Source organism: Mycolicibacterium iranicum (assembly GCF_014190915.1).
Lineage (GTDB): Bacteria > Actinomycetota > Actinomycetes > Mycobacteriales > Mycobacteriaceae > Mycobacterium > Mycobacterium iranicum_B.
Genome location: NZ_JACHVU010000008.1, coordinates 137792 through 162026, shown reverse-complemented (window position 1 = coordinate 162026; position 24235 = coordinate 137792). Strand labels below are relative to the sequence as shown.

General features: G+C 69.5%; 19 protein-coding genes and 1 tRNA gene. 11 read left to right on the top strand and 9 right to left on the bottom strand.

All coding sequences use genetic code 11. The annotated features are described in order from the left end of the window. The first annotated feature begins 126 nt into the window (after positions 1 to 126). From FHR72_RS18020 to FHR72_RS17995, 6 genes are read left to right on the top strand one after another with little or no spacing between them, the layout of a single operon-like run. Positions 127 to 585 carry a hypothetical protein gene (locus FHR72_RS18020; RefSeq protein WP_183470569.1) on the top strand — a complete coding sequence of 153 codons (459 nt, stop codon included), beginning with the start codon at positions 127 to 129 and terminating at the stop codon, positions 583 to 585. Then, the gene (locus FHR72_RS18015) at positions 582 to 1229 is read left to right on the top strand and encodes a hypothetical protein (RefSeq protein ID WP_183470567.1); all 648 of its coding nucleotides are present in this window, start codon (positions 582 to 584) and stop codon (positions 1227 to 1229) included. The genes FHR72_RS18020 and FHR72_RS18015 overlap by 4 nt, the downstream gene beginning before the upstream one ends. Positions 1230 to 1231: 2 nt before the next feature. Beyond that, positions 1232 to 2212 carry a hypothetical protein gene (locus tag FHR72_RS18010; RefSeq protein ID WP_183470565.1) on the top strand — a complete coding sequence of 327 codons (981 nt, stop codon included), beginning with the start codon at positions 1232 to 1234 and terminating at the stop codon, positions 2210 to 2212. Positions 2213 to 2266: 54 nt separating this feature from the next. Further along, the gene (locus FHR72_RS18005) at positions 2267 to 2395 is read left to right on the top strand and encodes a DUF4244 domain-containing protein (RefSeq protein ID WP_183470787.1); all 129 of its coding nucleotides are present in this window, start codon (positions 2267 to 2269) and stop codon (positions 2393 to 2395) included. A gap of 14 nt (positions 2396 to 2409) precedes the next feature. After that, positions 2410 to 2718: a TadE family type IV pilus minor pilin gene (locus tag FHR72_RS18000; RefSeq protein ID WP_183470789.1), complete on the top strand. Its 309-nt coding sequence runs from the start codon at positions 2410 to 2412 to the stop codon at positions 2716 to 2718. Then, a complete protein-coding gene (locus FHR72_RS17995; protein ID WP_183470563.1) occupies positions 2687 to 3067 on the top strand; it encodes an Rv3654c family TadE-like protein in 381 nt (126 codons plus the stop codon). The genes FHR72_RS18000 and FHR72_RS17995 overlap by 32 nt, the downstream gene beginning before the upstream one ends. Positions 3068 to 3111: 44 nt before the next feature. Here FHR72_RS17995 and FHR72_RS17990 read toward each other — a convergent pair whose 3' ends face one another. Both FHR72_RS17990 and FHR72_RS17985 read right to left on the bottom strand, forming a co-directional pair. Further along, positions 3112 to 4179, bottom strand: a complete 1068-nt coding sequence (locus tag FHR72_RS17990; RefSeq protein WP_183470561.1) for a PAS domain-containing protein — start codon at positions 4177 to 4179, stop codon at positions 3112 to 3114. Between the two features lie 259 nt (positions 4180 to 4438). Next, entirely contained in the window at positions 4439 to 6778 is a 2340-nt protein-coding gene (locus tag FHR72_RS17985) for a DNA 3'-5' helicase SftH (RefSeq protein ID WP_183470559.1), read from the bottom strand. Positions 6779 to 7091: 313 nt separating this feature from the next. Here FHR72_RS17985 and FHR72_RS17980 point away from each other — a divergent pair, with 313 nt between their 5' ends. From FHR72_RS17980 to topA, 3 genes are all read left to right on the top strand, one after another. Continuing rightward, the gene (locus FHR72_RS17980; protein WP_006243848.1) at positions 7092 to 7295 is read left to right on the top strand and encodes a cold-shock protein; all 204 of its coding nucleotides are present in this window, start codon (positions 7092 to 7094) and stop codon (positions 7293 to 7295) included. A 229-nt stretch (positions 7296 to 7524) separates the two neighbouring features. Then, positions 7525 to 8115, top strand: a complete 591-nt coding sequence (locus FHR72_RS17975; RefSeq protein WP_183470557.1) for a hypothetical protein — start codon at positions 7525 to 7527, stop codon at positions 8113 to 8115. Positions 8116 to 8262: 147 nt separating this feature from the next. After that, positions 8263 to 11103 (top strand): type I DNA topoisomerase, encoded by a 2841-nt coding sequence (gene topA, locus FHR72_RS17970; protein WP_183470555.1) that lies wholly within the window; start codon positions 8263 to 8265, stop codon positions 11101 to 11103. A gap of 36 nt (positions 11104 to 11139) precedes the next feature. On the opposite strand, the gene FHR72_RS17965 is transcribed toward topA, so the two are convergent. After that, the gene (locus FHR72_RS17965; protein WP_183470553.1) at positions 11140 to 12747 is read right to left on the bottom strand and encodes an adenylate/guanylate cyclase domain-containing protein; all 1608 of its coding nucleotides are present in this window, start codon (positions 12745 to 12747) and stop codon (positions 11140 to 11142) included. Positions 12748 to 12829: 82 nt separating this feature from the next. Here FHR72_RS17965 and FHR72_RS17960 point away from each other — a divergent pair, with 82 nt between their 5' ends. Both FHR72_RS17960 and FHR72_RS17955 read left to right on the top strand, forming a co-directional pair. Beyond that, a complete protein-coding gene (locus FHR72_RS17960) occupies positions 12830 to 14044 on the top strand; it encodes a DNA polymerase III subunit delta' (RefSeq protein WP_183470551.1) in 1215 nt (404 codons plus the stop codon). Positions 14045 to 14091: 47 nt separating this feature from the next. Next, a tRNA-Thr gene (locus FHR72_RS17955) sits at positions 14092 to 14167 on the top strand. Between the two features lie 14 nt (positions 14168 to 14181). Here FHR72_RS17955 and FHR72_RS17950 read toward each other — a convergent pair. From FHR72_RS17950 to FHR72_RS17925, 6 genes are read right to left on the bottom strand one after another with little or no spacing between them, the layout of a single operon-like run. Then, a complete protein-coding gene (locus tag FHR72_RS17950; protein WP_183470549.1) occupies positions 14182 to 14796 on the bottom strand; it encodes a maleylpyruvate isomerase family mycothiol-dependent enzyme in 615 nt (204 codons plus the stop codon). A 25-nt stretch (positions 14797 to 14821) separates the two neighbouring features. Next, on the bottom strand, positions 14822 to 16600 hold the full coding sequence (locus FHR72_RS17945; RefSeq protein ID WP_183470547.1) for a hypothetical protein: 1779 nt from the start codon (positions 16598 to 16600) through the stop codon (positions 14822 to 14824). A 4-nt stretch (positions 16601 to 16604) separates the two neighbouring features. Beyond that, complete coding sequence (galE, locus tag FHR72_RS17940) at positions 16605 to 17582, bottom strand: UDP-glucose 4-epimerase GalE (protein WP_183470545.1); 978 nt, start codon at positions 17580 to 17582, stop codon at positions 16605 to 16607. A gap of 9 nt (positions 17583 to 17591) precedes the next feature. Then, positions 17592 to 18863, bottom strand: coding sequence for a hypothetical protein (locus FHR72_RS17935; protein WP_183470543.1), 1272 nt, complete (start codon positions 18861 to 18863; stop codon positions 17592 to 17594). Continuing rightward, positions 18860 to 20206 carry a M1 family metallopeptidase gene (locus FHR72_RS17930; protein ID WP_183470541.1) on the bottom strand — a complete coding sequence of 449 codons (1347 nt, stop codon included), beginning with the start codon at positions 20204 to 20206 and terminating at the stop codon, positions 18860 to 18862. The genes FHR72_RS17935 and FHR72_RS17930 overlap by 4 nt, the downstream gene beginning before the upstream one ends. Continuing rightward, on the bottom strand, positions 20203 to 24153 hold the full coding sequence (locus tag FHR72_RS17925; RefSeq protein ID WP_183470539.1) for a Pls/PosA family non-ribosomal peptide synthetase: 3951 nt from the start codon (positions 24151 to 24153) through the stop codon (positions 20203 to 20205). Before FHR72_RS17925 ends, FHR72_RS17930 begins: the two co-directional genes overlap by 4 nt. Positions 24154 to 24235: the final 82 nt, after the last annotated feature.

Genomic DNA, 24235 nt, shown 5'->3' with positions numbered 1-24235 from the left:
CGACGGATCGCGTCAGTGGGAGGTAGCCGTTACTTTGAGAGGAGCCATGACAGCGTGGGGCGCGACCGCCTACGCTGGTGGCCCTCCACGCGTTGCCTTGTCAGACCCCCGGGGGAGGATGTCCGTATGACCGTCCTCCAGCTGGTACGGGGCGGCAAGGGCAAGCAAGAACTTCAGCCGCTCCCGAACCCCGAGCAACTGCAACCCGCGCAGATGTTCAGGAACGGCACGGACACTTTCTTGGCGGGCTCGGACGACCTCATCTGGATTGCGCTCGGTTTGAGTTTCAGCAACTTCCGGGTAATTCAGTTCGCCTTCGTCGACCGGTACTTTCAACCAATTGCAGAGACTGAGGCGGACTGGTTATCGGATCAGTTGGTTGATTTGATCGAGCAACGACTGTTGGACTCAATTGAGATTTTCATCGCAACTCACTTGAATGGGCGATTCGTAGAGCAGGTTCGTCTCCACAATGGTTCAACGCATAATGACATTACCGTCGTGCAGGACGGTATCGTCTATGCCAAAGAAGAAGACTTCGCATCACTGAGTGTTGCGCTAAAGCGAGTCAACCTATACCGGTGACTTCCAAGTATCGCGAGTGGGTCTTCGATTCCGCGAAGTTCGCATCCACAGTTCTTACTTACTGGCTGATTACCCTGCTGCCGTGGGAATTCGGGTTTGTCGGCGGCAAGCTTTTGGAGGCGGTTCTCGAGGTTTCGATAGCCTCCTTGATTGCATCTTTCTTTTGGAGCTTTATAGCAGGCCGACCCACCTTAGAATTGCAGTGGCGGCTGGGTGACAATCAAGTCGAGCCCGACAGCGGACGCCCTACAATCGTCTCGGGCCAGGCGGTCAATCTCCAGGTGCACGTCTCGGGCGATTCGCTCTTTTGTCGGCTCATTCGTTCTTACGTGAAGCACCATGGCCTCCGTTTCGAGATCGATCTCCATCCCGTCGGCAGCCACCTGGTCACCGTGCAGCGGGGAAGAAACGACACGCTGACTGAGAATCAAACCCGGACGGGCCTCGTCTTCTACGGCATTCGGCCGGACCCCGGCATCAAAGCCGCAGTTGCAATTCGTGTCAAACGCGATGACGGAATCACGGGCGGCTACCCGATTGATCTCCGGATTAGGCAGAGTTGGTCACCGAAACTGGCCCTCGGATGGCCTAAACTCCTGAAAGTTCAGACCGGCATCGACGGGTTCAACCTTCAGGGAGGGTAGCAATGGGATTGCTGACGGGAGGGCACCTCTCGATCAGTGTCTTCAAGGTCAATACCCAGCTCGGCCTGCAAGGCATGGTGACCGCGGCCGAGAAGCACCGCTACCCCGCGGACCCGACCGAGCCGAGCAACGGGTGGGGATCGACGTCTGACGACCCGCTGTTCGCAGGGCCGGAAGGCGTGCGGATAAAAAAATACAAGGGCTTCAAGCTTGCAGCGGCAAAGAACCACGTTGACACACCCATACTGGCCCTCCGCTATTATTACGACCTGTACGACCCCAAACTTGTTCGCCGATTCACCTCCGACGCGGACTGGCGATTGATCTCGGTACGACATTCGTTCGACGTGCTTCTGTTGGACGAGGGCGAGCCCAATCAAATCACGGCACTCGTCACTACACGAAAAGCTGACGAAGTCGACAATTACGTCCGGCAGGCGCTCAACGAACTTGTCGAAGACGAGACGCCCCCTGGGACCATTACCTCGTCAAGCGTCACAGAAGAATTGGAACCCGACTTCTTTCTGTGGCTCCTATACATGCACCACAAGAATCGACGTATTGCTCCAATGGTGAAGCTTTCAGGTATTTCCGACATGAACAGTGTTTACGTCGGCAAGAGGGCGAACATGTCGCGAGGAGTCGACATGTCCTCAGAAGTTTCCCTTTCGCTAGTAGGCCGCAACCGAGCGGCTTTCGGGCCGGCAAGGGTGGCGCTTTACCATTATGCCGAGCCGGAAGGATACTTCGAGTTACAGGTGTATCCCGATGGCGGGTTCCACATTTACACCGGCAGCAAATACGATGATCAAGAGCTGAAGAAACTTCCGCCCGCGCAATCGCGACCACGAATGGTGCAGGACATTTGGCAGACAATTCTTCCCCCGATCCGCGCCGCCCATAAGGCAGATTCCGCGTGGCGTGACAGCGAACGAGCTCAATTCGTGAAGTGGTCAAAGGAAGAACTAAAGAAGTTTCTCTAGGCGGAGTCTTACTGCGGTCCCCGCGTTCGACGTGCCTTGGTGTAAACTGGAACTATCGAGTACGCGATCGGCACTATTGCCGCGGCGGCCTTCGGGGCCATTCTCTACACGGTGGTGACCGGCGACTCGATCGTCACCGCGCTGACGAACATCATCAGCCGGGCGCTGAACACCAACGTCTAGACGATGAGGCCGGGATCGCCACCGCCGAAGCCGCGTTCGCGACGGTGGCGTTGGTGTCGGTGCTCGCCGTCTGCCTGGCGGGCCTCACCGCCGTCTCGATGCAGGTGCGCTGTGTCGACGCCGCCCGGGAGGCCGCGCGACTGGCGGCACGCGGAGATTCCTCGGCGACGCGGGTGGCGCAGGACATCGCCCCGCGGGGAGCGTCGGTCGAGGTGCGCCGCGACGGCGGTTTCGTCACTGCCCGGGTCACGGCGAGATCGGCATTGCTGCCGATGGTGTCGATCTCTGCCGATGGTGTGTCGGCTGTCGAGCCGGGCGCGTGAGGAGCGTGGTGCGGCCAGCGTGATCGCGGCCGCGATGTGCGCGGCGCTGGTGGCGGTCACGGTGGGCGGCGCGCAGATCGGTGCCGCGGTGATCGCCCGCCACCGCGCGCAGGCGGCGGCCGACCTCGCCGCCCTCGCTGCGGCCGCCGCGGTCCCGGCCGGCCGGCAACAGGCATGCGCGCAGGCCAGCGCGGTGGCGCGGGCGATGTCGGTGACGGCCGTCGACTGCGTGGTCGACGGACTCGACGCCGTGGTGACCGTCGAGGCCCGGGCGGCGGTGCGCCTGTTCGGGGCGGGCCCGGCCAGGGCGGTCGCGCGGGCAGGTCCCGACGAGGGCGGGACCGGCTGACGGGGCCGGTGAGACCGCGACGGTGCCCGGCCCCGGTCGGCGGGTCAGTGTGTGCTTGCCCTGCGAGAGAACGTCTTTCGCTCGGTGTCCGTGTTCGCGGTGAGTCCGGCCGCGGCGATCTCGGCGTCCGTCGGCAGCCGCAGCGACGCCAGCCCGGCGTAGATGCCCCGGCCGAGTTCGACGCGGTTGACCGTCACATGAACCGGCGTCCAGCCACCGTGCTGACCGACCATGCGCAGCACGCCGCTGGCCGTGCCGGACTCGAAGTCCGCGGCCATCGCCTTCATCACCTCACGGTCCTGCGGGTGCACCGCCTCATCGCGGACCATCCCGGCCCGCCAGTCGAAGAACGGCACCGGGTCGTCGAGCCACTTCAGCAGCGTCCAGTGCTTGGGGTCGACGAGCGCACGGTGCACGCCGGGCTGGGCCAGGCCGTCGAGGATGCGCTGCGCCAGCAGGTCGTGCTGGATGTTCGGCCCCTCGCTGACGCTGCGCCAGTTCATCGCCCGGCAGATCAGCCGCTCGGTGCCGTCGTCCTGGGTCTCGGGCAGCGAGCGCGCGACGAACCCGACCGTGATCGGTTCGCCGCGGTAGTCCGTGACATCCCAGGTGTTGCAGATCGTGACCCCGGCCTCCGGCTTGATCACCATGCTGATGACCTCGGCTTCGTTCGGGTTCAGTTCGCGCCGGGGCAGATCGTCGGCGAACGCCCGGCCGTGCGTGGCCTGCCGGGCGGGATCCCAGCCGCCGACCTGCAACGACTCGGTGGTGTCAGTGGCCGTCCCCGCCGTCAGGTCCCACAGCAGCGACCCGACCAGCGGACGCTCCGGCGGCGCCTCGTCCGGGGCGCCGAGCCAGATCTGGACCCCGTGGATGCGGCCGTCCGACATCTGGACGACCTCGGTCCTGATCACCCGGTCGTTCTTCGGGGTGATGCTGCTCAGCCCGGTCGCGGCGCGGACGGTCTCCCCGATCGCGGTCTGGATCGCCATCAGGTGCGGATTGCGGCGCAGAAAGGTCCCGATCGGGATCAGGTTCTTGGTGTGGGCGCCATGTGCGACGACGACGGGCTCGCTACCGAGCGTTTCCACGAGCACCCAGTCGTGGGTCATGGAGGTGATCCTACCGATCGCCCCCACCCGGTTCGCTGCGAAAAGGCTCTGCGAAATCCGAACTGTCTGAGCACCTGGGCGGCCGCGAATGCCGTCAACTCATTGCCAACGCCCGCGCTCACGGAGTATTTTCCGACAGGACCCAGTGGGAACGGATCCCGTCGTCAGACCCCTCGCGGCCGAGCCCGGCCGGTGAGGTCCGGCCGCGGCCCCCGCCCCCGGTGGTGGTCGTCGAGGGGTCGATCGCCATGTCGGGCAGCTAGTCGAAGCGCCCCTCCAGCGCGCGGATGACCAGCCGCAACACGCGCACAGCGCCGACCTTGTCCAGCGGATCGTTGCCGTTGCCGCATTTCGGCGACTGCACACACGACGGGCAGCCCATCGGGCACTCGCAGGCGTCGATGGCCGACGCCGTCGCCTCCCACCAGCGGCTCATCGTGCGGAATCCGCGGGCGGCGAAGCCCGCACCGCCGGGATGACCGTCGTAGACGAAGATCGTCGGCAGTCCGTCCACCGGCCCGATCGCGGTCGACACCCCGCCGATGTCACCCCGATCGCAGCTGGCCATCAGGGGCAGCAGCCCGATGGCGGCGTGCTCGGCCGCGTGCAGTGCGCCCGGCACCCGCAGGAGGTCGATGCCGGCGTCCTGCAGAGCCTCCGGGGTGATCGTGCACATCACCGCCATCGTCTCCAGCTTGCGGGTCGGCATCTCCAACTCGACGAAGTCGATCACCTCACCGTCGAGCCCCCGGCGCAGGTAGCCGGTGACGGTATTGCTCACGCAGACGGGGACCAGCCCCACGGTGACCGGGCCGTGCTCGGACCGTTCGCCGGGCCCGGTCACGTCGATGTCGGTCAGCTCCCGGGCGAAGGTGGTGTAGCCGGGGTCCTCGGCGTGCACGAAGGCGATGCCGTCCTCGAAATCGAGCGAGTCGACGACATAACTCTCACCCTGATGTAAATACACCGCACCCGGGTGCACCGACGCCGGTGCCTGCCCGGCGCCCGCGCTGCCGAGCATCCGGCCGGTCCCCGCCTCCAGGATCGCGATCTGCCCGCCGCTGGCGCCGCGGATGTCGACGGCCGGGTGCGGGTCCAGGCCCGGGGCGGGGAAGTAGCCGCTGGGGCGGCGGCGGAGCAGCCCGTCGTCGACGAGGGTGGCCGCCACCTCCTCGGCGTCCCACATCCGCACCTCGGCGTCGGAAAGCGGGAGTTCGGTTGCCGCGCAGAGTAATTGCGGACCGAGCACATGCGGGTTGCGGGGGTCGATCACCACCCGCTCGATGGGCTTGTCGAGCAGGGCCGCGGGATGGTGCACGAGGTAGGTGTCGAGCGGATCGTCCCTCGCGATCAACACGACCAGCGCCCCCTGACCGCGCCGTCCCGCCCGGCCTGCCTGCTGCCAGAAGGACGCGACCGTGCCCGGGAACCCGGCCAGCACAACGGCATCGAGGCCCGCGATGTCGACCCCGAGCTCCAGGGCGTTCGTGGTCGCCATGCCGCGCAGCTCACCCTCGGCCAGGGCGCGTTCGAGCTGCCGGCGGTCCTCGGCGAGGTAGCCCGCGCGGTAAGACGCCACCTGCTCGGCCAGATCGGGGGCCGTGTCAGCCAGTCGCGCCCGCGCCCCCAGTGCCGTGAGTTCGGCGCCGCGACGGGACCGCACGAACGTCAGGGTGCGCGCGCCCTCGGTGATCAGATCCGCCATCACCCGGGACGCCTCGGCGCCCGCCGACCGCCGCACCGGGGCGCCGTTCTCGCCCAACAGGTCAGGGATCAGCGCGGGCTCCCAGAGCGCGATCGTGCGGGCCCCCTGTGGCGACCCGTCCTCGGTCACCTCGACGACCGTCTGCCCGATCAGCTCCGAGGCCGTCGCCGCGGGCTCGGCGGTGGTGGCGCTGGCGAAGAACACCGTGGGCATGCTCTGGTTCGGCGAGTACCGCGCGCACAGACGCAGCAGCCGCCGCAGCACCATCGCCACATTGGAGCCGAAAATACCGCGGTAGTAATGGCATTCGTCGATCACCACGTACTGCAGGTTGCGCAGGAACACCGCCCAGCGGGCATGGTTGCGCAGCAGCGAGAGGTGGATCATGTCGGGGTTGGAGAAGATCCATCGCGACCTCTCCCGCGCGAAACGGCGTACCTCGGTGGGGCTGTCGCCGTCGTAGGCCGAGGGTGCGACATCGGCCAGACCGGGCACCGCGGCGGTCAGCGCGGCCGCGGCACGCAGCTGATCGTGCCCGAGGGCCTTGGTGGGGGACAGATAGAGCACGCGGGCGCGCGGATTCTGTTTCAGGCCCGTCAATATGGGCAGCTGATAGGCCAGGGATTTACCCGACGCGGTGCCGGTGCTGAGCACGACGTGCCGACCGTCGTGTGCGAGGTCGGCCGCGGTGAGCTGATGCGACCACAGCGACTCGACACCGCGATCATGGAACGCCTGCACCACATCTGGGTCCGCCCAGTGCGGCCACGCCTGGGGCCGGGCGCGCCGGGCGGCCAGGTCGGCGACATGGCGCAGTGGGTGCTCGTCGGCGGCGGTGCCCTCGACCGCGCACGCGAGCAGCGCGCGACCGAAATCCGGCACCGGATCTGTCACGTCGGACCTTTCCGGTCAGGGCGTGGGGCGGTAGGAACTCCGGCCCAGCACAGGTTGTACGTGAATTGTTCACTACGTGATTGCGGCGAGACTGTCGCAGCAGCCATGAACGTGGTTGACTGACTGCGGTCGCAGCTTCTGTGTTCGTGTATCAGCACTCGCAGGAACGACGTTGCGATCGCGGTTCCTGCGAGGGTTGTAGGTCGGGTCGAGTTCCGAGCACTCCACGAAGGTATGGCGGTCGGAACGGGCCCGGCTTGCCGAAAGACGGCGGGCCGCACCCGGTGAAATATAGAGAAGGAAAGTACGAAAGATGCCACAGGGAACTGTGAAGTGGTTCAACGCGGAGAAGGGCTTCGGCTTTATCGCCCCCGAGGACGGCTCCGCTGACGTTTTTGTCCACTACACGGAGATCCAGGGTTCCGGCTTCCGCACCCTGGAAGAGAACCAGAAGGTCGAGTTCGAGGTCGGCCAGAGCCCCAAGGGCCCGCAGGCCACCGGCGTTCGCGCCGTCTGAGCAACACCCCAAGACCACTGAGCCGCACGCTCGTCTAGGGCCTCCGAGCCGGAGGTCTGTCAGCGGGCACCGAGCCGCAGGCTCGTCAACGGCCTGAGTACCACCCCCGCGTCGTCCACCTCGGAGGACGCGGGGGTGTTCTCGTATGTAGACATCGCCGCGGCGACAGCGGGGCCATCCCCGGCCGGGCAACGCGTCTGCGGGGTGGCGCTGGCCTAGGGTCGTCGTTGTGAGCCAGCTGTCCTTCTTCTCGGCGGAGTCGGTGCCCCCGGCCATCGCCGACCTGACGGGTCTGCTGGCCGCTCCGGGCCAGGTCGTGCTGCTCGGTGGGGCCCAGGGCCAGGCCGCGCGGCTGTCGGTCGTCGTGGACGCCGTGTGGCGCGCCGAGGCGCTCGCCGAGATGATCGCCGAGGCCGGCCTGGAGCCCGAGATCGCGCGCACCGACGAGAACACGCCGCTGGTACGCACCGCCGCCGACGCCCGGCTGGTCGGAATGGCCGCTGAATGGACGCGGGGCGCCGTCAAGACCGTACCGCCGCAGTGGCTGCCCGGGCCCCGCGAATTGCGGGCCTGGACGCTCGCCTCGGGGGCCCCGGAGGCCGATCGGTATCTGCTCGGGCTCGATCCGCACGCCCCCGACACGCATTCCGCGCTGGCATCGGCCATGATGAGGGTCGGGATCGCGCCGACTCTCATCGGGACCAGAGGGTCCCATCCGGCGCTGCGGATCAGTGGACGACGACGTCTATCGCGCCTGGTAGAGAACGTGGGGGAACCTCCGGAGGTCGACGAGGCGTTGGCCCAGTGGCCGCGGCTGTAGCCCGTCTGCGGCTGCGCGGCGGGGGAGGGACGGTTTGCGTCGGCAGGCCCGGGGTGCGAAATTGTGAGTTGCCGGAGCGGGTCGCATGGGTAAATGCACTCAGCAGGTAGCAGAAGAACGGCGGAGCTAGATCGGTGAATAAGTCAGGTGGCTGACAAGGACCGCGGCAGCGGCAGGAACGGGTCCGTGCGGCGGCTCGTCATTGTCGAGTCGCCCACAAAAGCGCGCAAAATCGCAGGTTATCTGGGGTCGAACTACATCGTCGAGTCCTCCCGCGGGCACATCCGCGACCTGCCGCGCGCCGCTGCCGACGTCCCCGCCAAATACAAGTCGGAACCGTGGGCGCGTCTGGGCGTCAACGTCGACGCCGACTTCGAACCGCTCTACATCATCAGCCCGGACAAGAAGAACACCGTTGCTGAGCTGAAAGACCTGCTCAAAGGCGTCGACGAGCTCTACCTCGCCACGGACGGCGACCGCGAGGGCGAGGCCATCGCGTGGCACCTGCTGGAGACACTGAAACCGCGTGTCCCGGTCAAGCGGATGGTGTTCCACGAGATCACCGAGCCCGCGATCCGTGCGGCCGCCGAAGACCCCCGCGACCTCGACAACCACCTCGTCGACGCCCAGGAGACCCGCCGCATCCTCGACCGCCTCTACGGCTACGAGGTCAGCCCCGTGCTGTGGAAGAAGGTCGCACCGAAGCTGTCGGCCGGGCGGGTGCAGTCCGTGGCGACGCGCATCATCGTCCAGCGCGAACGCGAGCGGATGGCGTTCCGCAGCGCCGGCTACTGGGATGTCACCGCCGAGCTCGATGCCAGCGTGTCCGACGCGCAGGCCAGCCCGCCGACCTTCGTGGCCAAGCTCAACACCGTCGACGGGCGCCGCGTGGCCTCCGGGCGCGATTTCGACTCCCTCGGTGCGGTCAAGAAGCCCGACGAGGTGCTCGTCCTCGACGAAGCCGGCGCCAACGCTCTGGCCGTCAACCTGCGCGGCGCCCAGCTGGCCGTCTCGTCGGTCGAGCAGAAGCCGTACACCCGCAAGCCCTACGCACCGTTCATGACCTCGACGCTGCAGCAGGAGGCCGGCCGCAAGCTGCGCTTCAGCTCCGAGCGCACCATGAGCATCGCGCAGCGCCTGTACGAGAACGGCTACATCACCTACATGCGCACCGACTCGACCACGCTGTCGCAGTCGGCCATTGATGCCGCGCGCAACCAGGCCCGTCAGCTCTACGGCGAGGAGTACCTGCACCCGACGGCCCGCCAGTACACCCGCAAAGTCAAGAACGCCCAGGAGGCCCACGAGGCCATCCGCCCGGCGGGCGATGTGTTCCAGACCCCGGGCCAGCTCCACGCCCAGCTCGACACCGACGAGTTCCGCCTCTACGAGCTGATCTGGCAGCGCACCGTCGCGTCCCAGATGGCCGACGCCCGCGGCACCACGCTGAGCCTGCGCATCGGCGGAGCCGCCAGCAGCGGCGAGCAGGTGGTGTTCAACGCCAGCGGCCGCACCCTGACGTTCCCCGGCTTTCTCAAGGCCTACGTCGAGAGCATCGACGACCAGGCCGGCGGTGAGGCCGACGACGCCGAGAGCCGACTGCCCAACCTCACGCAGGGGCAGCGCGTCGACGCCAAGGACCTGACCCCCGACGGCCACAACACCTCGCCCCCGGCGCGCTACACCGAGGCCTCGCTGATCAAGGCCCTCGAAGACCTGGGCATCGGCCGGCCGTCGACGTACAGCTCGATCATCAAGACCATCCAGGACCGCGGTTACGTCCACAAGAAGGGCAGCGCACTGGTGCCGTCCTGGGTCGCGTTCGCCGTAATCGGTTTGTTGGAGCAGCATTTCGGCCGTCTGGTCGACTACGACTTCACCGCGGCGATGGAGGACGAGCTCGACGAGATCGCCTCGGGCAACGAGCGACGCACCAACTGGCTCAGCAACTTCTACTTCGGTGGCGAGCACGGCGTCGACGGTTCGATCGCGCGCGCAGGCGGGCTGAAGAAGCTCGTCGGCGGCAACCTCGAAGAGATCGACGCACGAGAAGTCAACTCCATCAAGCTCTTCGATGACGCCGAAGGCCGTGCGGTCAACGTCCGGGTGGGGCGCAACGGCCCGTACCTGGAGCGGATGGTCATTGATCCAGAAAATCCGGGCGAGCTCAAGCCGCAGCGGGCCAACCTCAAGGACGAGCTCACCCCCGACGAGCTCACCCTCGAGCTCGCCGAAAAGCTGTTCGCCACACCGCAAGAGGGCCGATCGCTGGGTGTGGACCCCGCGACCGGGCACGAGATCGTCGCCAAGGACGGCCGCTACGGCCCGTACGTCACCGAGATCCTGCCCGAACCCGAATCTGGTGACCCCGACGACGGCACCGCCGGATCGACGGCCAAGAAGGGCAAGAAGCCCACCGGGCCCAAGCCGCGCACCGGTTCGCTGCTGCGGTCGATGGACCTGGAGACGGTCACGCTCGAGGACGCCCTGCGGCTGCTGTCGCTGCCCCGGGTGGTCGGCGTCGACCCCGCCAACGGCGAGGAGATCACCGCGCAGAACGGCCGCTACGGGCCATACCTGAAGCGCGGCACCGACTCTCGATCACTGGCCACCGAAGAGCAGATGTTCGACATCACGCTCGACGAGGCGCTCAAAATCTATGCCGAGCCCAAGCGGCGCGGCCGTCAGGGTGCGGCGACCCCGCCGCTGCGTGAGCTCGGCGTCGACCCGGTGTCGGAGAAGCCGATGGTGATCAAGGACGGCCGCTTCGGCCCGTACGTCACCGACGGGGAGACCAACGCCAGCCTGCGCAAGGGCGACGACGTCCTGTCGATCACCGATGCGCGTGCCTCCGAGTTGCTCGCCGACCGCCGCGCCCGCGGCCCGGTCAAGAAGAAGGCCGCGGCGAAGAAGACGACCAAGAAGGCCGCGGCCAAGAAGGCGCCGGCAAAGAAGGCGCCCGCGAAGAAAGCGGCGAAGAAGGCCTAGAAGAAGGCCTAGAAGAAGGCCTAGAAGAAAGCTTGGTCAGCGCGTCTTCGAGACGTCGCCGGGCACGTCGTGGGCGACCCGCTGCGGGGTGATCAGGTTGACCGGCCGCGCCAGCTGCGTCGGCGCGGTGCGCCCGCGCAGCTCGACGATCTCGCCGACATCCCAGCACAGCGCCTCGGCGTCCAGCGCGTCGGAGACGGCGATCGAGGATGCGAGCACGTGGCCGGGTTCGAGCTTGGCCAGCTCGGTCAGCCGCGCCGCCTCGTTCACGGGGTCGCCGATGACGGTGTACTCGAACCGGGCCTGGGCGCCGATGTGGCCGGCGATCGCGCGGCCCGCCGACACCCCGATGCCGAAGTCGGTCTCGCCGAGCACCCGGATCAGCTCGTCGTGCAGCTCACGGGACGCGGCCAGCGCCGCCCCGGACGCGTCGGGGTGCTCGATCGGGGCGCCGAAGATGGCCAGCGCCGCGTCACCCTGGAACTTGTTGACGAACCCGCCGTGGCGGTTGACGGTGTCGACGACGACCCGGAAGAAGTCGTTGAGCAGGCTGACGACCTCCGAGGCGGGGATCGTGGCGGCCAGGTGCGTCGAGCCGACCAGGTCGACGAACAGCACCGCGACGTCGCGTTCCTGCCCGCCCAGCTCGGTGCCCCGCTCGAGCGCCCGGCGGGCCACGTCCTCGCCGACGTAACGGCCGAACAGGTCACGCAGCCGCTGCCGTTCGGCCAGGTCGCGGACCATGTCGTTGAACCCGGCCTGCAGCAGGCCTAGCTCGCTGGCGTCATAGATCTGCATGTGCGCGTTGTAGTTGCCGCGCTGCACCTCGCCGAGCGCCCAGCGCAGCTGGCGCAGCGGGTCGGCGATCGACATCGCCACCAGCACCGTGCTGGACAGGCCGATGACCAGCGCCACGATCGCCAGCAGCAGGATCGTGGTGATCAGCCGGTCGGCCGGCGCGGTCAGCACCTCGAACTTGCTGGCGACCAGCGCCAGGACGATGGCCAGGACCGGCACGCCGGTGGACAGCACCCACGTCAGCACCTGCCGCAGGATCACCCCCGGCGCACGGAAGTTCTCCGGCACACCGCCGCGCAGCGCCGCCACGGCCACCGGCCGCAGCACGCGCTCGGACTGCAGGTAGCCGATGATCGCGGTCGCGGTCGCGCCCAGGCCGGTCGCAACGGCCACGACGGGCGCCGACTTGCTGGCCACCGGCCAGCTCGCGACGATGAACACCACCGAGCCGAGCAGCCAGTTCGTCGCGCTGATCAGCGAGCGGTAGAACGGCATCTTCAGCGCCCGCATGCGCGCGACCTCGGTGTCCCCGGGGTCGCGGTCGCCGAGCAGCATGTCCCGACGCTGCCAGCGCATCACCGGGATCAGCATCCGCAGCGTCAGGTAGGACGCGACGGTGAACGACACGAAGAGGTAGCCCAGGAAGATGGCGAGGTTGTAGGCGGGCAGGTCCTGCAGCTGGATGCGGTCCTCGGGCGGGAGGCCGAAGCGCAGGAAGCCCAGGACCAGGAGAGCACCGATGATGTCGGCCTGCAGCATGCCCAGCGTGAACACCGGCCACGGGGTGCGCGCGACCCAGCGGACGAATGCGCTGATTCGTCCGATCTCGATCGGTTCGGCGGCCATTGGATTACCGTATCGGGCTCTGCTGACGCAGAAGGGGCGTCTGGGACGGACGTGTCGGTTCGCAGCATTACTGTTATCGGCGATGGCCGGTGTTTTCTCGCGTCTGGTGGGTCAAGACGCTGTTGAGACGGAGTTGGTGGCCGCTGCGCGGGCTGCGCGCGGTGATTCCACTCACAGTGGGGACGCCGGTGAGATCGGCACCATGACGCACGCGTGGCTGATCACGGGCCCGCCCGGGTCGGGCAGGTCGGTGGCAGCGCTCTGCTTCGCCGCGGCGCTGCAGTGCTCCTCGGAGGGGACCCCGGGGTGCGGCGAGTGCCGGGCCTGTACGACGACGATGGCCGGCACCCACGCCGACGTGCGGCGGATCATCCCCGAGGGGCTCTCGATCGGGGTCGACGCGATGCGCACCATCGTGCAGATCGCCTCGCGCCGCCCGGGGACTGGCCGCTGGCAGATCGTCGTGGTCGAGGACGCCGACCGGCTCACCGAGGGCGCCGCGAACGCGCTGCTGAAGGTCGTGGAGGAACCGCCGCCGTCCACGGTGTTCCTGCTGTGCGCCCCGTCGGTGGATCCCGAGGACATCGCGATCACGCTGCGGTCGCGGTGCCGGCACGTCGCGCTGGTCACCCCGCCGGTCGACGCCATCGCCCGGGTGCTGATCGACTCCGACGGGTTGCCGGAGGCCGACGCCCACTGGGCCGCGTCGGTGAGCGGGGGACACGTCGGCCGGGCCCGGAGGCTGGCCACCGACGACCAGGCCCGCCAGCGGCGCACCCGGGCGCTGGGGCTTGCCCGCGACGCCGCGACGCCGTCGCGGGCCTACGCGGCCGCCGAGGAGCTGGTCGCCACCGCCGAGGCCGAGGCGCGCGCGCTGACCGAGGGCCGCAACGAAGTGGAAGCCGAGGAGCTGCGCACCGCGCTCGGCGCCGGCGGCACCGGCAAGGGCACCGCGGGCACGATGCGCGGCGCGGCCGGCGCGCTCAAAGACCTGGAGAAACGGCAGAAGTCGCGCCAGACCCGGGCTTCGCGCGACGCGCTGGACCGGGCCCTGATCGACCTGGCGACCTACTTCCGCGACGCGCTGCTGGTGTCGTCCGGAGCGACGGACGTGGCGGCCAACCACCCCGACATGGCCGAGAAGGTCGCCGCGATGGCGGCACACGCCTCACCGGAGAAGCTCCTGCGTTGCATCGAGGCCGTGCTGGAATGCCGCGAGGCGCTGGCGGTCAATGTGAAGCCGAAGTTCGCGGTCGACGCGATGGTCGGGACGGTCGGGCAGGCCCTGCGCAGCTGAGTTGGGTCGCCGGGAGGCCCTGCCGTAGACTCATCCCGCCCGACAGCGCCGCCTTAGCTCAGTCGGTAGAGCGATTCACTCGTAATGAATAGGTCGGGGGTTCGATTCCCCCAGGCGGCTCCACCACGCTCCGCATGTCATCCCACGCGGGCGGCGCCCTCGCCGGACAGCTCGGCGCGCACCACGTCTCCTCGGCCGGTCAGCACCATGAGTAGCGCCTGGGCGGGCCCGTGGACCTGCAGCCCGCGTCCTGCGCTCCACGCCATGTCGGTGGCCACCAGCTGCAGTCCGCGGGTGCGCCGGGCGCCGCCGATCACCGGGCTGATCCGCGCGTAGTCCAGCGACACCCGCAGCGCGTCGGCGGGTGTCGCGGCGTGCAGCCCGAGCGGCCGGCGGATGTCCTGTTGGTGGACCACGCATTCGATGAGCGCGACGCGTCCGCCGTAGAGACCGCCGGCGCCGGCCGGAGCGCTGTCGCGGCGCATCGCCTCCACGAGGTCGGACGGTGACCACGCCGCGAACCCGGCAAGCATCCGGGCGTTGAGCCGGTCGACGTCGCCGCGGTGCTGCACCATGGCCGCGGCCAGCGCGGGCACGCTCTGACCCAGATAGCCGACGGTGTGCGCGGCGACGTCGCGCACCGACCAGCCCGGGCAGAGGCTGGGCGCGGCCCACTGCTCGGGAGTCAATCCGGCCAGCAGGTCGGCGAATCGTTCCCGCTCGCGCTGGGCTAGACGGCGGACGGTCCCCATGGGGTCAGTCTGCCGTGCGTGCCGTCTAGTTCGGTGCGACGAAACCGACCGGGCCGGAGGCCAGGCACACCGACAGCGCGGCGGTGTTCGCGCTGACGGTCAGTGCGTCGCCGGCGCCGGGGATCCGGACGAAGACCCGGTTCAGCCCGGGGCGGACCGGCACCTTGACCTGGTCGCCCTCCGACAGGGACAGCGTCATCGAGCCGTCGCTGTTGCCGAGGTAATTCAGCTCGACGGTCCAGTCGGCGGGCAGCAGCGGCCCGTCCAGCGGCATGCGCACGGGGAAGTCGGGCTGCACCAGGTATCCGCACTGGGCGTCGGGGCCCGGGCGGATGCTGCGGACCCACGTGACCTGCGCGTCCACCAGGTTGCCGTGCACGTCCAGCATGCGCAATTCGGTTGTGGCAGGGGCGAATTCGGGCCTGTCCTGGAGCAGGGCGAACATGTGCGAGACGAGGTTCTCCGGCCAGGCCACGCGTTGCAGCACCAGCGGGTCGACCTCCTGGTCGAGCATGGGCGCCTCAGAGGAGGCGTGTGCCTGTGCCAGGCCCACCCGGGCGTTCTGCAGGTAGGGCCGGGTCGGGTTGTCACGCCAGCTGGTGAGGAACGTCGCGGTCGAATAGAGGCTGCTCGCCACGAAGGCGACTGTCACACAGGCGATCAGCACCGTGCGGCGGCGGGAGTGATCCAGCCACCGCGAGCCGGCGCGGTTCGGTGCGCACAGCCCGACGGCGGCCAGCAGGGCGAGCACGACGACCAGGTCGGGCAGATACCGCAGTGTCTGCGCCAGTTCCAGCGCGGTGAACCGGGAGGACCGCATCAGATAGATCGGCACCTGGCAGGCCACGGCGTAGCCGAGAGCGGCCAGCCACACCGGCCCGAGGCGGTGTTTGCGTGCCAGGGACACGGCCAGCACCACCGTCAGCACCACCCAGCCCAGGATCATCACGGCGACGGGCGGGGTGGCCCACGGAGACGCCGGCGCCCACCGCTGCCAGTCCCAGGGGCCGCCGGCCAGCCCCGGCACGATGCCGTGAGTGAAGGAGCGCCGCAGCAGATCCCACGTCATAGACAGGTCGAAGCTCCAGCGCTGCTGATCGACCACCAGCAGGTACACGCCGACCCACGCCACGGTCAACGTCAGCAGGGACACCCAGAGCCGGACACCCCGCCGCCACACCTGCCGCACCGTCGCACCGCCTGTGGCGTCACCCGTCACGTAGGTGTGCAGCGCCACCACTGCGAACGCGACGAACGGGATGATCGCGGACTTCTCGAAGAACAGCAGACCGCCCAGGTACGCCGCGGCGCCCGACCACGCATACCGCCGATTCCCGGTGCGCAGCAACAGGATCGCGTCGGCGCACACCCAGGCCATCGCCGCCAGCATCGGCAGCGAGTTCAGCCCCGCGGCCCACCACGCGTATCCGGGCACGGCCAGCGGGGTGAACAGCGCGAACGTCAACGGCAGCAACAGGACCGGACGCCAGCCGAGCAGGACGTGCAGCGCCCGCAGGAGCGCCAGCGAGGACAGCAGGGCGAGCACCACCAGGCTCACCGCCGGCCCGGTCCAGTCCAGCGGGGCAGCGCGGGTGATCGCGCCCGCCACCAGGAACGCGCCCGGCATCACATGCCCGTCGTGGTCGTCGAACAGGTAGTCCGGCGAGAGCAGACCCTGGGTGCCGGCCCGGCCCACCAGAATCAGGTCGTCCCAATAGAAGTAGCCGCCGAACGCGAGGACCGCCCGGACCGCCAGGTGCAGCGCGATCAGCGCCAGGGCGATACGGGCGACGGCAGATCTCATCGAGCTAGCGGGGATACGCATCCCCGGCATGCCGGCGCGCCCGCCACGCGGAGCCCACCATCTCCTCGAGCGAATGGCGGTTGCTCCAATCCAGGTCGCGCGCGGCGAGTTCGCCCGCCGCGACGATCCGGGCCGGGTCCCCGGGACGGCGCGGCATCACCTCGGGGTCGAAATCGATTCCGGTGACGGTCCGCATCGCGGTCATGATCTCGCGCACCGAGGTCCCCGCGCCGCTGCCGAGGTTGTAGACCGGTTCGACGGGCAGGCCGTCGGTGAGCCTGCGGGCGGCGGCGACGTGGGCCAGCGCGAGGTCGGTGACGTGGATGTAGTCGCGCACGCACGTGCCGTCCGGCGTGGGGTAGTCGTCGCCGTTGATGCGCGGCGTCTCCCCGCGGAACAACATGTCGAACACCTTCGGGAACAGGTTGTGGGGGCTGGTGTCGTAGAGGTCGACCGAGCCGGACCCGACGACGTTGAAGTAGCGCAGGCTGGTGTGCCGCAGCCCGGTGGCGCGGCCGGCGTCGCGCAGCAGCCACTCGCCGATCAGCTTGGTCTCCCCGTACGGCGACTCGGGTGTGGTGGGTGTCGTCTCGTCCACGATCTCGACATCGGGGGTGCCGAATGTCGCGGCGCTGGAGGAGAACACGATCTGACCGACGCCGTGGTTCTCCATCGCCTGCAGCAGGGTCACGGTCGCGGACACGTTCTGCTCGTAGGTGTGCAGCGGACGCTTCACCGATTCGCCGGCGTACTTGTAGCCCGCAACGTGGATGACCCCGTCCACCTCGAACCGGGCCAGGGTGTCGTCGACCAGCGCAGCGTCGAGCAGGGTGCCCTTGACGAACTGCGCGGCCTCGGGCACGAAGACCTCGAACCCGCTGGACAGGTCGTCGATGATCACCACGTCCAGCCCGGCGTCGAGCATCGCCCGGGCCACGTGCGAACCGATGTACCCGGCGCCACCGGTCACCAGCCAGCTCATGTTCTCTCCTCAGTCATCGATCGCAGCATAGGTGGGCGCCGCGACGGCGCGCGGCCGGGCGAGCGCCACCAGGTGCACCCCGATGCCGAACAGGGGGCCGCACAGCAGGGCCACGACCGTGCGGACCTCCAGGTCCAGCGGCAAGAGCAGCAGCAGCGCCGAGGCGACCGTCGCGATCACCCAGCCCGCGGCGTAGGCCCGGTGCAGTGCCGCCGCGACGGTCGCGGCGCCGGTCAGCGTCAGCATGGCGATCGCGACGGCCGCCGCGGTCAGCCAGCCGAGCAGGGCGCCGTCGGCCTGGTACTGGGTGCCGAACGCCTCCCGCAGCAGCCACGGCCCGAACACCGTCGCCAGCACGACGCCCGTTCCACCGAGGGCGGCCACCAGCGCAGCCGGCCCGAGCAGCGCGGTGAGGCGGTGCTCGCGCTGGTCGACGAAGTGGGCGATCAGATTGCCCTGCATCGCGGTCAGCGGCACCAGCAGCGGCGCCCGGGTCAGCGTGACGGCCAGGATCACCACCCCGCCCGCGGCGCCCAGATCGTCGGAGGTGGCCTGCAGAAGCACCGGGAAGCCCATCACCAGCACGGCGCTGGCTCCCGCGGCGGCCGTGGAATGCGCGGTGCCCCGCAGGAACGCAGCCGTCCCACCTGGCGTCGTGACGCGGGCGGCCCTCCGGGTGGCGCGGGAGACGGCGAGCATCAGCACCCATCCGATCGCCCCGGCGACGGTCGCCCACAGATAACCGCCCAGGCCCCAGCCCAGCGCGAAGCTCGCGGCGGCGACCGCGACACGCAGCAGGGCGTCGGTGACCATCAGCGCGCCGTAGGCAGACCAGCGGTCCGCCCCGGCCAGTGCACCCAGCAGCGTGGTGTGGACGCAGAATCCGGCCAGCCCGGCGCACAGCAGCGCGACGCTGAGGCCGCGGGCGTCGACGAACACGTGCGACGACCACAGCGGCGAGGTGGCGGCGATGACGGCGGCCGCGGCCAGTCCGATCCCGGCGGCCACCCGGAACGGGTGCGTGCGCCGGCCGGCGGGATCGACGGTCGGGGAACGGACCTCGCGGGTGGTCTCCTGCAGCAGCCCGAATGCAGCGCCGCTGGCCAGGCCGAACGCTCCCCAGAACACGCCGAACACCGAGAAGCCTGCCGGGGCGAGGTCCCGTGCAGCCAGGTAGAGCACCGCGTACCCGCACAGCGCCGAGACCGCCGTCGCGGCGCCGACCCGAACCACGCTGCCCCGGGTGACCGCGCCCGACGGGCCCGCGGTCGCGTCGGTCACGGCCCGCTGTCCAGCGCGGGGACCCGGGTGTTGTACAGCCACGCCGTCCACAGCGCGCGCAGCGAGTCGTCGGCGTACTGCGCGGCGAGGCCGACGAAGTCATCGGTGACGACGCTGGCGTGCCGGTGCCGCTCGGTCCAGTCCTGCAGCAGCGCAAAGAACCTGGTGTCACCGAGGTGGCGGCGCAGGGCGTGCAGGGTCAGGGCCCCGCGTTTGTAGACGCGGTCGTCGAACATGTCGTCGGGCCCGGGGTCGGCGAGCACCAGGTCCTGCGGCGAGCTCTTCAACCGGTGGTGGTAGTGGCGCGCCCACTGATCGGCGGTGCGCTCGCCGCAGTGTTCGGACCACAACCATTCGGCGTAGCAGGCGAATCCCTCGTGCAGCCAGATGTGCCGCCAGCGCTGCACGGTCACCGAGTTGCCGAACCACTGGTGGGCCAGCTCATGGGCGATCAGCCGTTCCGAACCGCGTCTGCCGTCGCAGTGGTTGGCGCCGAAGATCGAGATGCCCTGCGCCTCCAACGGGATCTCGAGCTCGTCGTCGGTGACCACCACGGTGTATCCGTTCGCCAGCGGATACGGGCCGAACCTCTTGGTGAACAGCTTCATCATCTCCGGCTGGCGGCCGAAGTCGTGGTCGAACCGCTCGCGCAGCCGGTCGGGGAGCACCGCGAAGATCTCGACGCCGTTCTTGGCCATCCGGTGCCGGTCGTACACCCCGATCTGCAGCGTCATCAGGTAGGTCGAGGTCGGCTCGGCCTGCTCGTAGACCCATGTCGTCATGCCCGCGCGCGCCCGCCGGGCCAGCAGCTTGCCGTTGGCCAATGCGAAATAGCTGCTCTCCGTGGCGATCTGCACGCGGAAGCTGGCCTTGGCGCTCGGATGGTCGTCGCACGGGAACCACGACGACGCGCCGTTCGGTTGGCCGGCGACCAGCGCCCCCTCGGTGAGTTCCTCGAAACCGACCGAGCCCCAACGGGATCGGGTGGGTCTCGGAGTTCCGCCGTAGCGCACCGCGACCGTCATCGCCGCGCCCGCGGGCAGCCGGTCGGCCAGCGTGATGTGCAGCTTGCCGTGCGACGCCCGGAACTGGGCCGGGCGCTTTCCGTCGACGGTCACCTTGGTCACCGACAGTGCGCTCGACAGATCGAGGGTGAAGGTCTTCAGCTCGGCGAGCGTGACGGCCGTGATGGACGCCGCCCCGGCGAGACGGTTGATGGCGACCTTGTATTCGAGCTCCAGTTCGTAGCGCGAGACCCGGTAGCCGAAGTTGCCCGCTTCGGGCAGGTACGGGTCGATGACGGGCGCAGAGCTCTTCTTTGCGACCCTCTTGCGTGCCGTCACGCGGCGGCTTGCTTCTTGGATTTGGAGTTCGACGAGTCGCCGCGCTTCTTGCGCGGCGGATTCCACGGCGCGATCGGGTTGCCCTGCCACCGCGTCGACGCGGGCACCTCGTCCCCGCGCATGACCAGCGACGCGGGACCCACGGTGGCGCCGGCCCCGATCCGCGCCGCGGGCAGCGCCACGCAGTGCGGCCCCAGCGTCGCGCCCTGCTCCAGCACGACGGTGTCCATGCGCATGATGCGGTCGTGGAACAGGTGCGTCTGCACCACGCACCCGCGGTTGACGGTCGCGCCGTCGGCGAGCGTCACCAGGTCGGCTTCGGGAAGCCAGTACGTCTCACACCACACACCGTGTCCGATCTTCGCGCCCAGGGCCCGAAGCCACAGGTTCATCACCGGCGTACCCGATGCGGCCCGGGCGAACCACGGCGCCGCGACGGTCTCGACGAACGTGTCCGACACCTCGTTGCGCCACACGAACGACGACCACAGGGGATGTTCGATCGCGGTGATGCGCCCGACGACAAGCCATTTGGCGACGACCGCGATGCCGCCGGCCACCGCCCCGGCGATCAGGAGGATCAGTCCGGCCGCGACCGCCGACCAGAACCAGCCGAAGGTCCCGGCCACCGACTGCAGCGCGAACAGGACCGCGACGCCGATCGCGAACGTGACCACGACGGGCACGAACCGGAACGTCTCGACGGTGGCGCGCAACAGTTTCAGGCGCTGGGACGGGTTGAAGGTCCGCAGCGCGTCGGCCGCGGTCGGCTGGCGGCGCAGGCGCACCGGCGGGCTGCCCAGCCATGACGAACCGGCCTTGGCCTTGTGCGGTGTCGCCGAGAGCACCGCGACGAGGCCGTCGTCGGGAACGCGGCGCCCGGGCTGCGTGATGCCCGAATTGCCGAGAAACGCGCGTTTTCCGACGGTGGTGGTGGCCACGTGGATCCAGCCGCCGCCCAGTTCGTAGGACGCGACCATCGTGTCGTCGGCCAGGAAGGCGCCGTCGTTCACGACGGTGAACTTCGGGATCAGCAGCGCCGTGGAGATCTCGGTGTCCCGGCCCACCGTGGCGCCCAGCAGCCGCAGCCACCACGGCGTCAGCAGGCCGGCGTAGATCGGGAACAGGTAGTTGCGGGCGGCGTCCATCAGCCGTTCGGTGGCCCACAGCTGCCACCCCGCGCGGCTGCGCACGGGGTGGTAGCCCTCGCGCAGGCCGAGGGAGAGCATCCGGACGCCGAGGACGGTCAGCAGCGCGTACACCAGGACCGCGGCGGCGGTTGCGGGCACGATCCACAGCAGGGCCGGGACGATCGCGGCCGACAGCGACGCCGTGCCGCGCACGCCCCAGCCGACGACGGCCAGTCCGGCGCCGAGCGCCACCAGGGGAAGCGCACCCAGCAGCATCGAGGTGAGGCCGTACATCGCGACCCACACCGGGGCGCGCGGCGGGCGGTGGTCCGGCCACGGGTGCTTGGCCTTGCCGGACTTCACCGCCGGCGAGCCCTTCCAGTACTGGCCGTTCTTGACCTTGCCGACGACCCCCGAGCCGGGCGCCACGTCGGCGTTCTTGCCGACGACCGCGCCGGGCAGCAGGGTGGTGCGCGCGCCGACGGTGGCGTCGTTGCCGACGGTGATCGGGCCGACGTGGAACTGGTCGCCGTCGATCCAGTGCCCGGTCAGGTCGACCTCCGGCTCGATCGAGCAGCGGTGGCCGAGCGTCAGCATGCCGGTGACCGGAGGGGCGGAGTGCAGGTCCACGCCGCTGCCGACCTTGTTGCCGAGCGCGCGGGCGTAGTAGACCAGCCACGGCGCACCCGCCATGTTCTCCGCGCCGCTCGCCTCGGCCAGTCGTTCGGCCAGCCAGACGCGCAGGTGCACCGAGCCGCCACGCCGGTAGGTGCCCGGCTGCAGGTTGCCGATCAGGATCCGGGCGCCGAACACGGCGATGCCCATGCGTCCCGGCGGGGTCACGAACAGCAGGAAGCCCGCGAGCACCCACCACCAGTCGATCGGCCGGGCCCACGGGACCAGAGACAGTTCGGCGGCGACGTTGTTCGCGATCGTCAGCCACACCACCCACTGGATGCCGGTCAGCATGGCCAGCGGCACCGTCAGGGCCACCTGGACCGCCTGCGTCACCGTCGACACGGGTGTGACCGCCCGGGTCTGGACAGCGGGCGGCGGATCGAGTTCGTCCAGATACCCGGCCAGCGAGCCGAGCCTCGGGTGGTCGTAGAGGTCGGCGACCGTCACCTGCGGATAGCGCTGCCGCAGTGCGGCGACGAGCTGGGCGGCCGACAGCGAACCGCCCCCGACGGCGTAGAAGTCGGTTTCCGGGCCGTCGATCGGGGCGGCGAGCACCTCACGCCAGATCCCCGCCAGCCACCCGAGGGTGCCGCCGAAGTCGGTGCCGTCGTCGGCGCTGCCGTCGCCCTCGGCGCCGACCGGCCACGGCAGGGCGTCGCGGTCGACCTTGCCCGACGTGCGGGTCGGCAGCTCGTCGACGACCACCAGCCGCGGCACCAGCGCCGCGGGCAGCGATTCGCTGAGCCGCGCCCGGGCCTCGGCGACGTCGAACGACCCCTCCAGTCCGGGCGTCACGGCGATGTAGCCGACCAGCAGCGGCGTGCCGCTGGCGGTGCGGCGCACGGCCGCGGCGCCGCCGCTGACCCCGGGCAGGTTGACCAGCGCGGTGTCGACCTCGCCGAGTTCGATCCGGCGTCCACCGACCTTGACCTGGTCGTCGGCCCGCCCCACGAAGTAGAGCCCGTCGGTCTCCAGCCGCACCAGGTCCCCGCTGCGGTAGGCCCGGCTCCACGCCAGGGTGGGCATTGCGGCGTACTTCTCCGCGTCCTTGTCCGCGTCGAGGTAGCGCGCCAGCCCGACGCCGCCGATCACGAGTTCGCCGACCTCGCCGACGGCGACCGGCTCACCCTGCTTGTCCACGACGGCAAGGTCCCAGCCCGGCAGCGGCAGCCCGATGCTGACCGCGCTGGAGCCGTCGAGGCGGGCCGCGCACGCGACGACCGTCGCCTCGGTGGGCCCGTAGGTGTTCCACACTTCGCGGCCCGCGGAATCGGGGCCCGCGGCGAGCCGTTCGGCGAGCTCGGGAGGGCAGGCTTCACCGCCGAAGATCAGCAGCCGTACCGCTTCGAGCGCCTCGGCCGGCCACAGCGAGGCCAGCGTCGGGACCGTCGAGACGACCGTGATGTCCCGCGAGATGAGCCATGGCCCCAGGTCCATGCCGCTGCGCACCAGCGAGCGGGGCGCGGGAACCAGGCAGGCGCCGTGCCGCCAGGCCAGCCACATCTCCTCGCAGGACGCGTCGAAGGCCACCGACAGCCCGGCGAGCACGCGGTCTCCGGGCCCGAGCGGATTGTTCTGGCAGAACAGCTTGGCCTCGGCGTCGACGAACGCCGCCGCGTTGCGGTGGGTGACGGCGACGCCCTTCGGGGTGCCGGTCGACCCGGAGGTGAAGATGATCCACGCGTCGTCGCGGCTCAGCGGTGCGGCCGCGCGCCAGCCCCGCGACGACCCGGGGCCGCGCACCAGGCCCTGCTCGGTGATCACGGCGACGACGGCGGCCTCGGTGAACACCAGGTCGGCCCGCTCCTGCGGGTCGTCGGCGTCGACTGGGACGTAGGCCGCGCCGGTGGCGAGGGTGGCCAGGATCGCAACGTACAGCGCGTAGCTGCCCGAGGGCATGCGGATGCCGATGCGGTCTCCCCGCCCGATTCCGCGTGCTCCCAGCCACGCCACGCTGTCCTCGACATCGGAGATCAGCTCGGCGTAGGTGAGCTGCACGGTGCCGTCGTCGAGCGCCGGGGCGTCCGGGAATCGGCGGGCCGTCTCGTAGAGGATGTCGATCAAGGTCCGCGGCGCGGAGGCGTAGGCCGACAGCAGATATTGGTCGGGGATCTCGGGGGTTCGATCCGGGGCTGTCACGGGTACAAACTACTCAGCGTCCGGGGTCATCCCGCTCCGTCGGGTTGCTCGTTTCGCGTGTCGGGCGGCTGCCTGGCACAAT

What these genes read in the sequence shown, in the direction of transcription:
- FHR72_RS18020 (WP_183470569.1), top strand. Translation starts at nt 127, where the DNA reads ATGACCGTCCTCCAGCTGGTACGGGGCGGCAAGGGCAAGCAAGAACTT.
- FHR72_RS17965 (WP_183470553.1), bottom strand. Translation starts at nt 12,747, where the DNA reads ATGGCCGCCGAACCGATCGAGATCGGACGAATCAGCGCATTCGTCCGC.
- FHR72_RS17950 (WP_183470549.1), bottom strand. Translation starts at nt 14,796, where the DNA reads ATGGGGACCGTCCGCCGTCTAGCCCAGCGCGAGCGGGAACGATTCGCC.
- FHR72_RS17945 (WP_183470547.1), bottom strand. Translation starts at nt 16,600, where the DNA reads ATGAGATCTGCCGTCGCCCGTATCGCCCTGGCGCTGATCGCGCTGCAC.
- FHR72_RS17995 (WP_183470563.1), top strand. Translation starts at nt 2,687, where the DNA reads ATGGTGTGTCGGCTGTCGAGCCGGGCGCGTGAGGAGCGTGGTGCGGCC.
- FHR72_RS17990 (WP_183470561.1), bottom strand. Translation starts at nt 4,179, where the DNA reads ATGACCCACGACTGGGTGCTCGTGGAAACGCTCGGTAGCGAGCCCGTC.
- galE (WP_183470545.1), bottom strand. Translation starts at nt 17,582, where the DNA reads ATGAGCTGGCTGGTGACCGGTGGCGCCGGGTACATCGGTTCGCACGTG.
- FHR72_RS17960 (WP_183470551.1), top strand. Translation starts at nt 12,830, where the DNA reads ATGGCCGGTGTTTTCTCGCGTCTGGTGGGTCAAGACGCTGTTGAGACG.
- FHR72_RS18010 (WP_183470565.1), top strand. Translation starts at nt 1,232, where the DNA reads ATGGGATTGCTGACGGGAGGGCACCTCTCGATCAGTGTCTTCAAGGTC.
- FHR72_RS17980 (WP_006243848.1), top strand. Translation starts at nt 7,092, where the DNA reads ATGCCACAGGGAACTGTGAAGTGGTTCAACGCGGAGAAGGGCTTCGGC.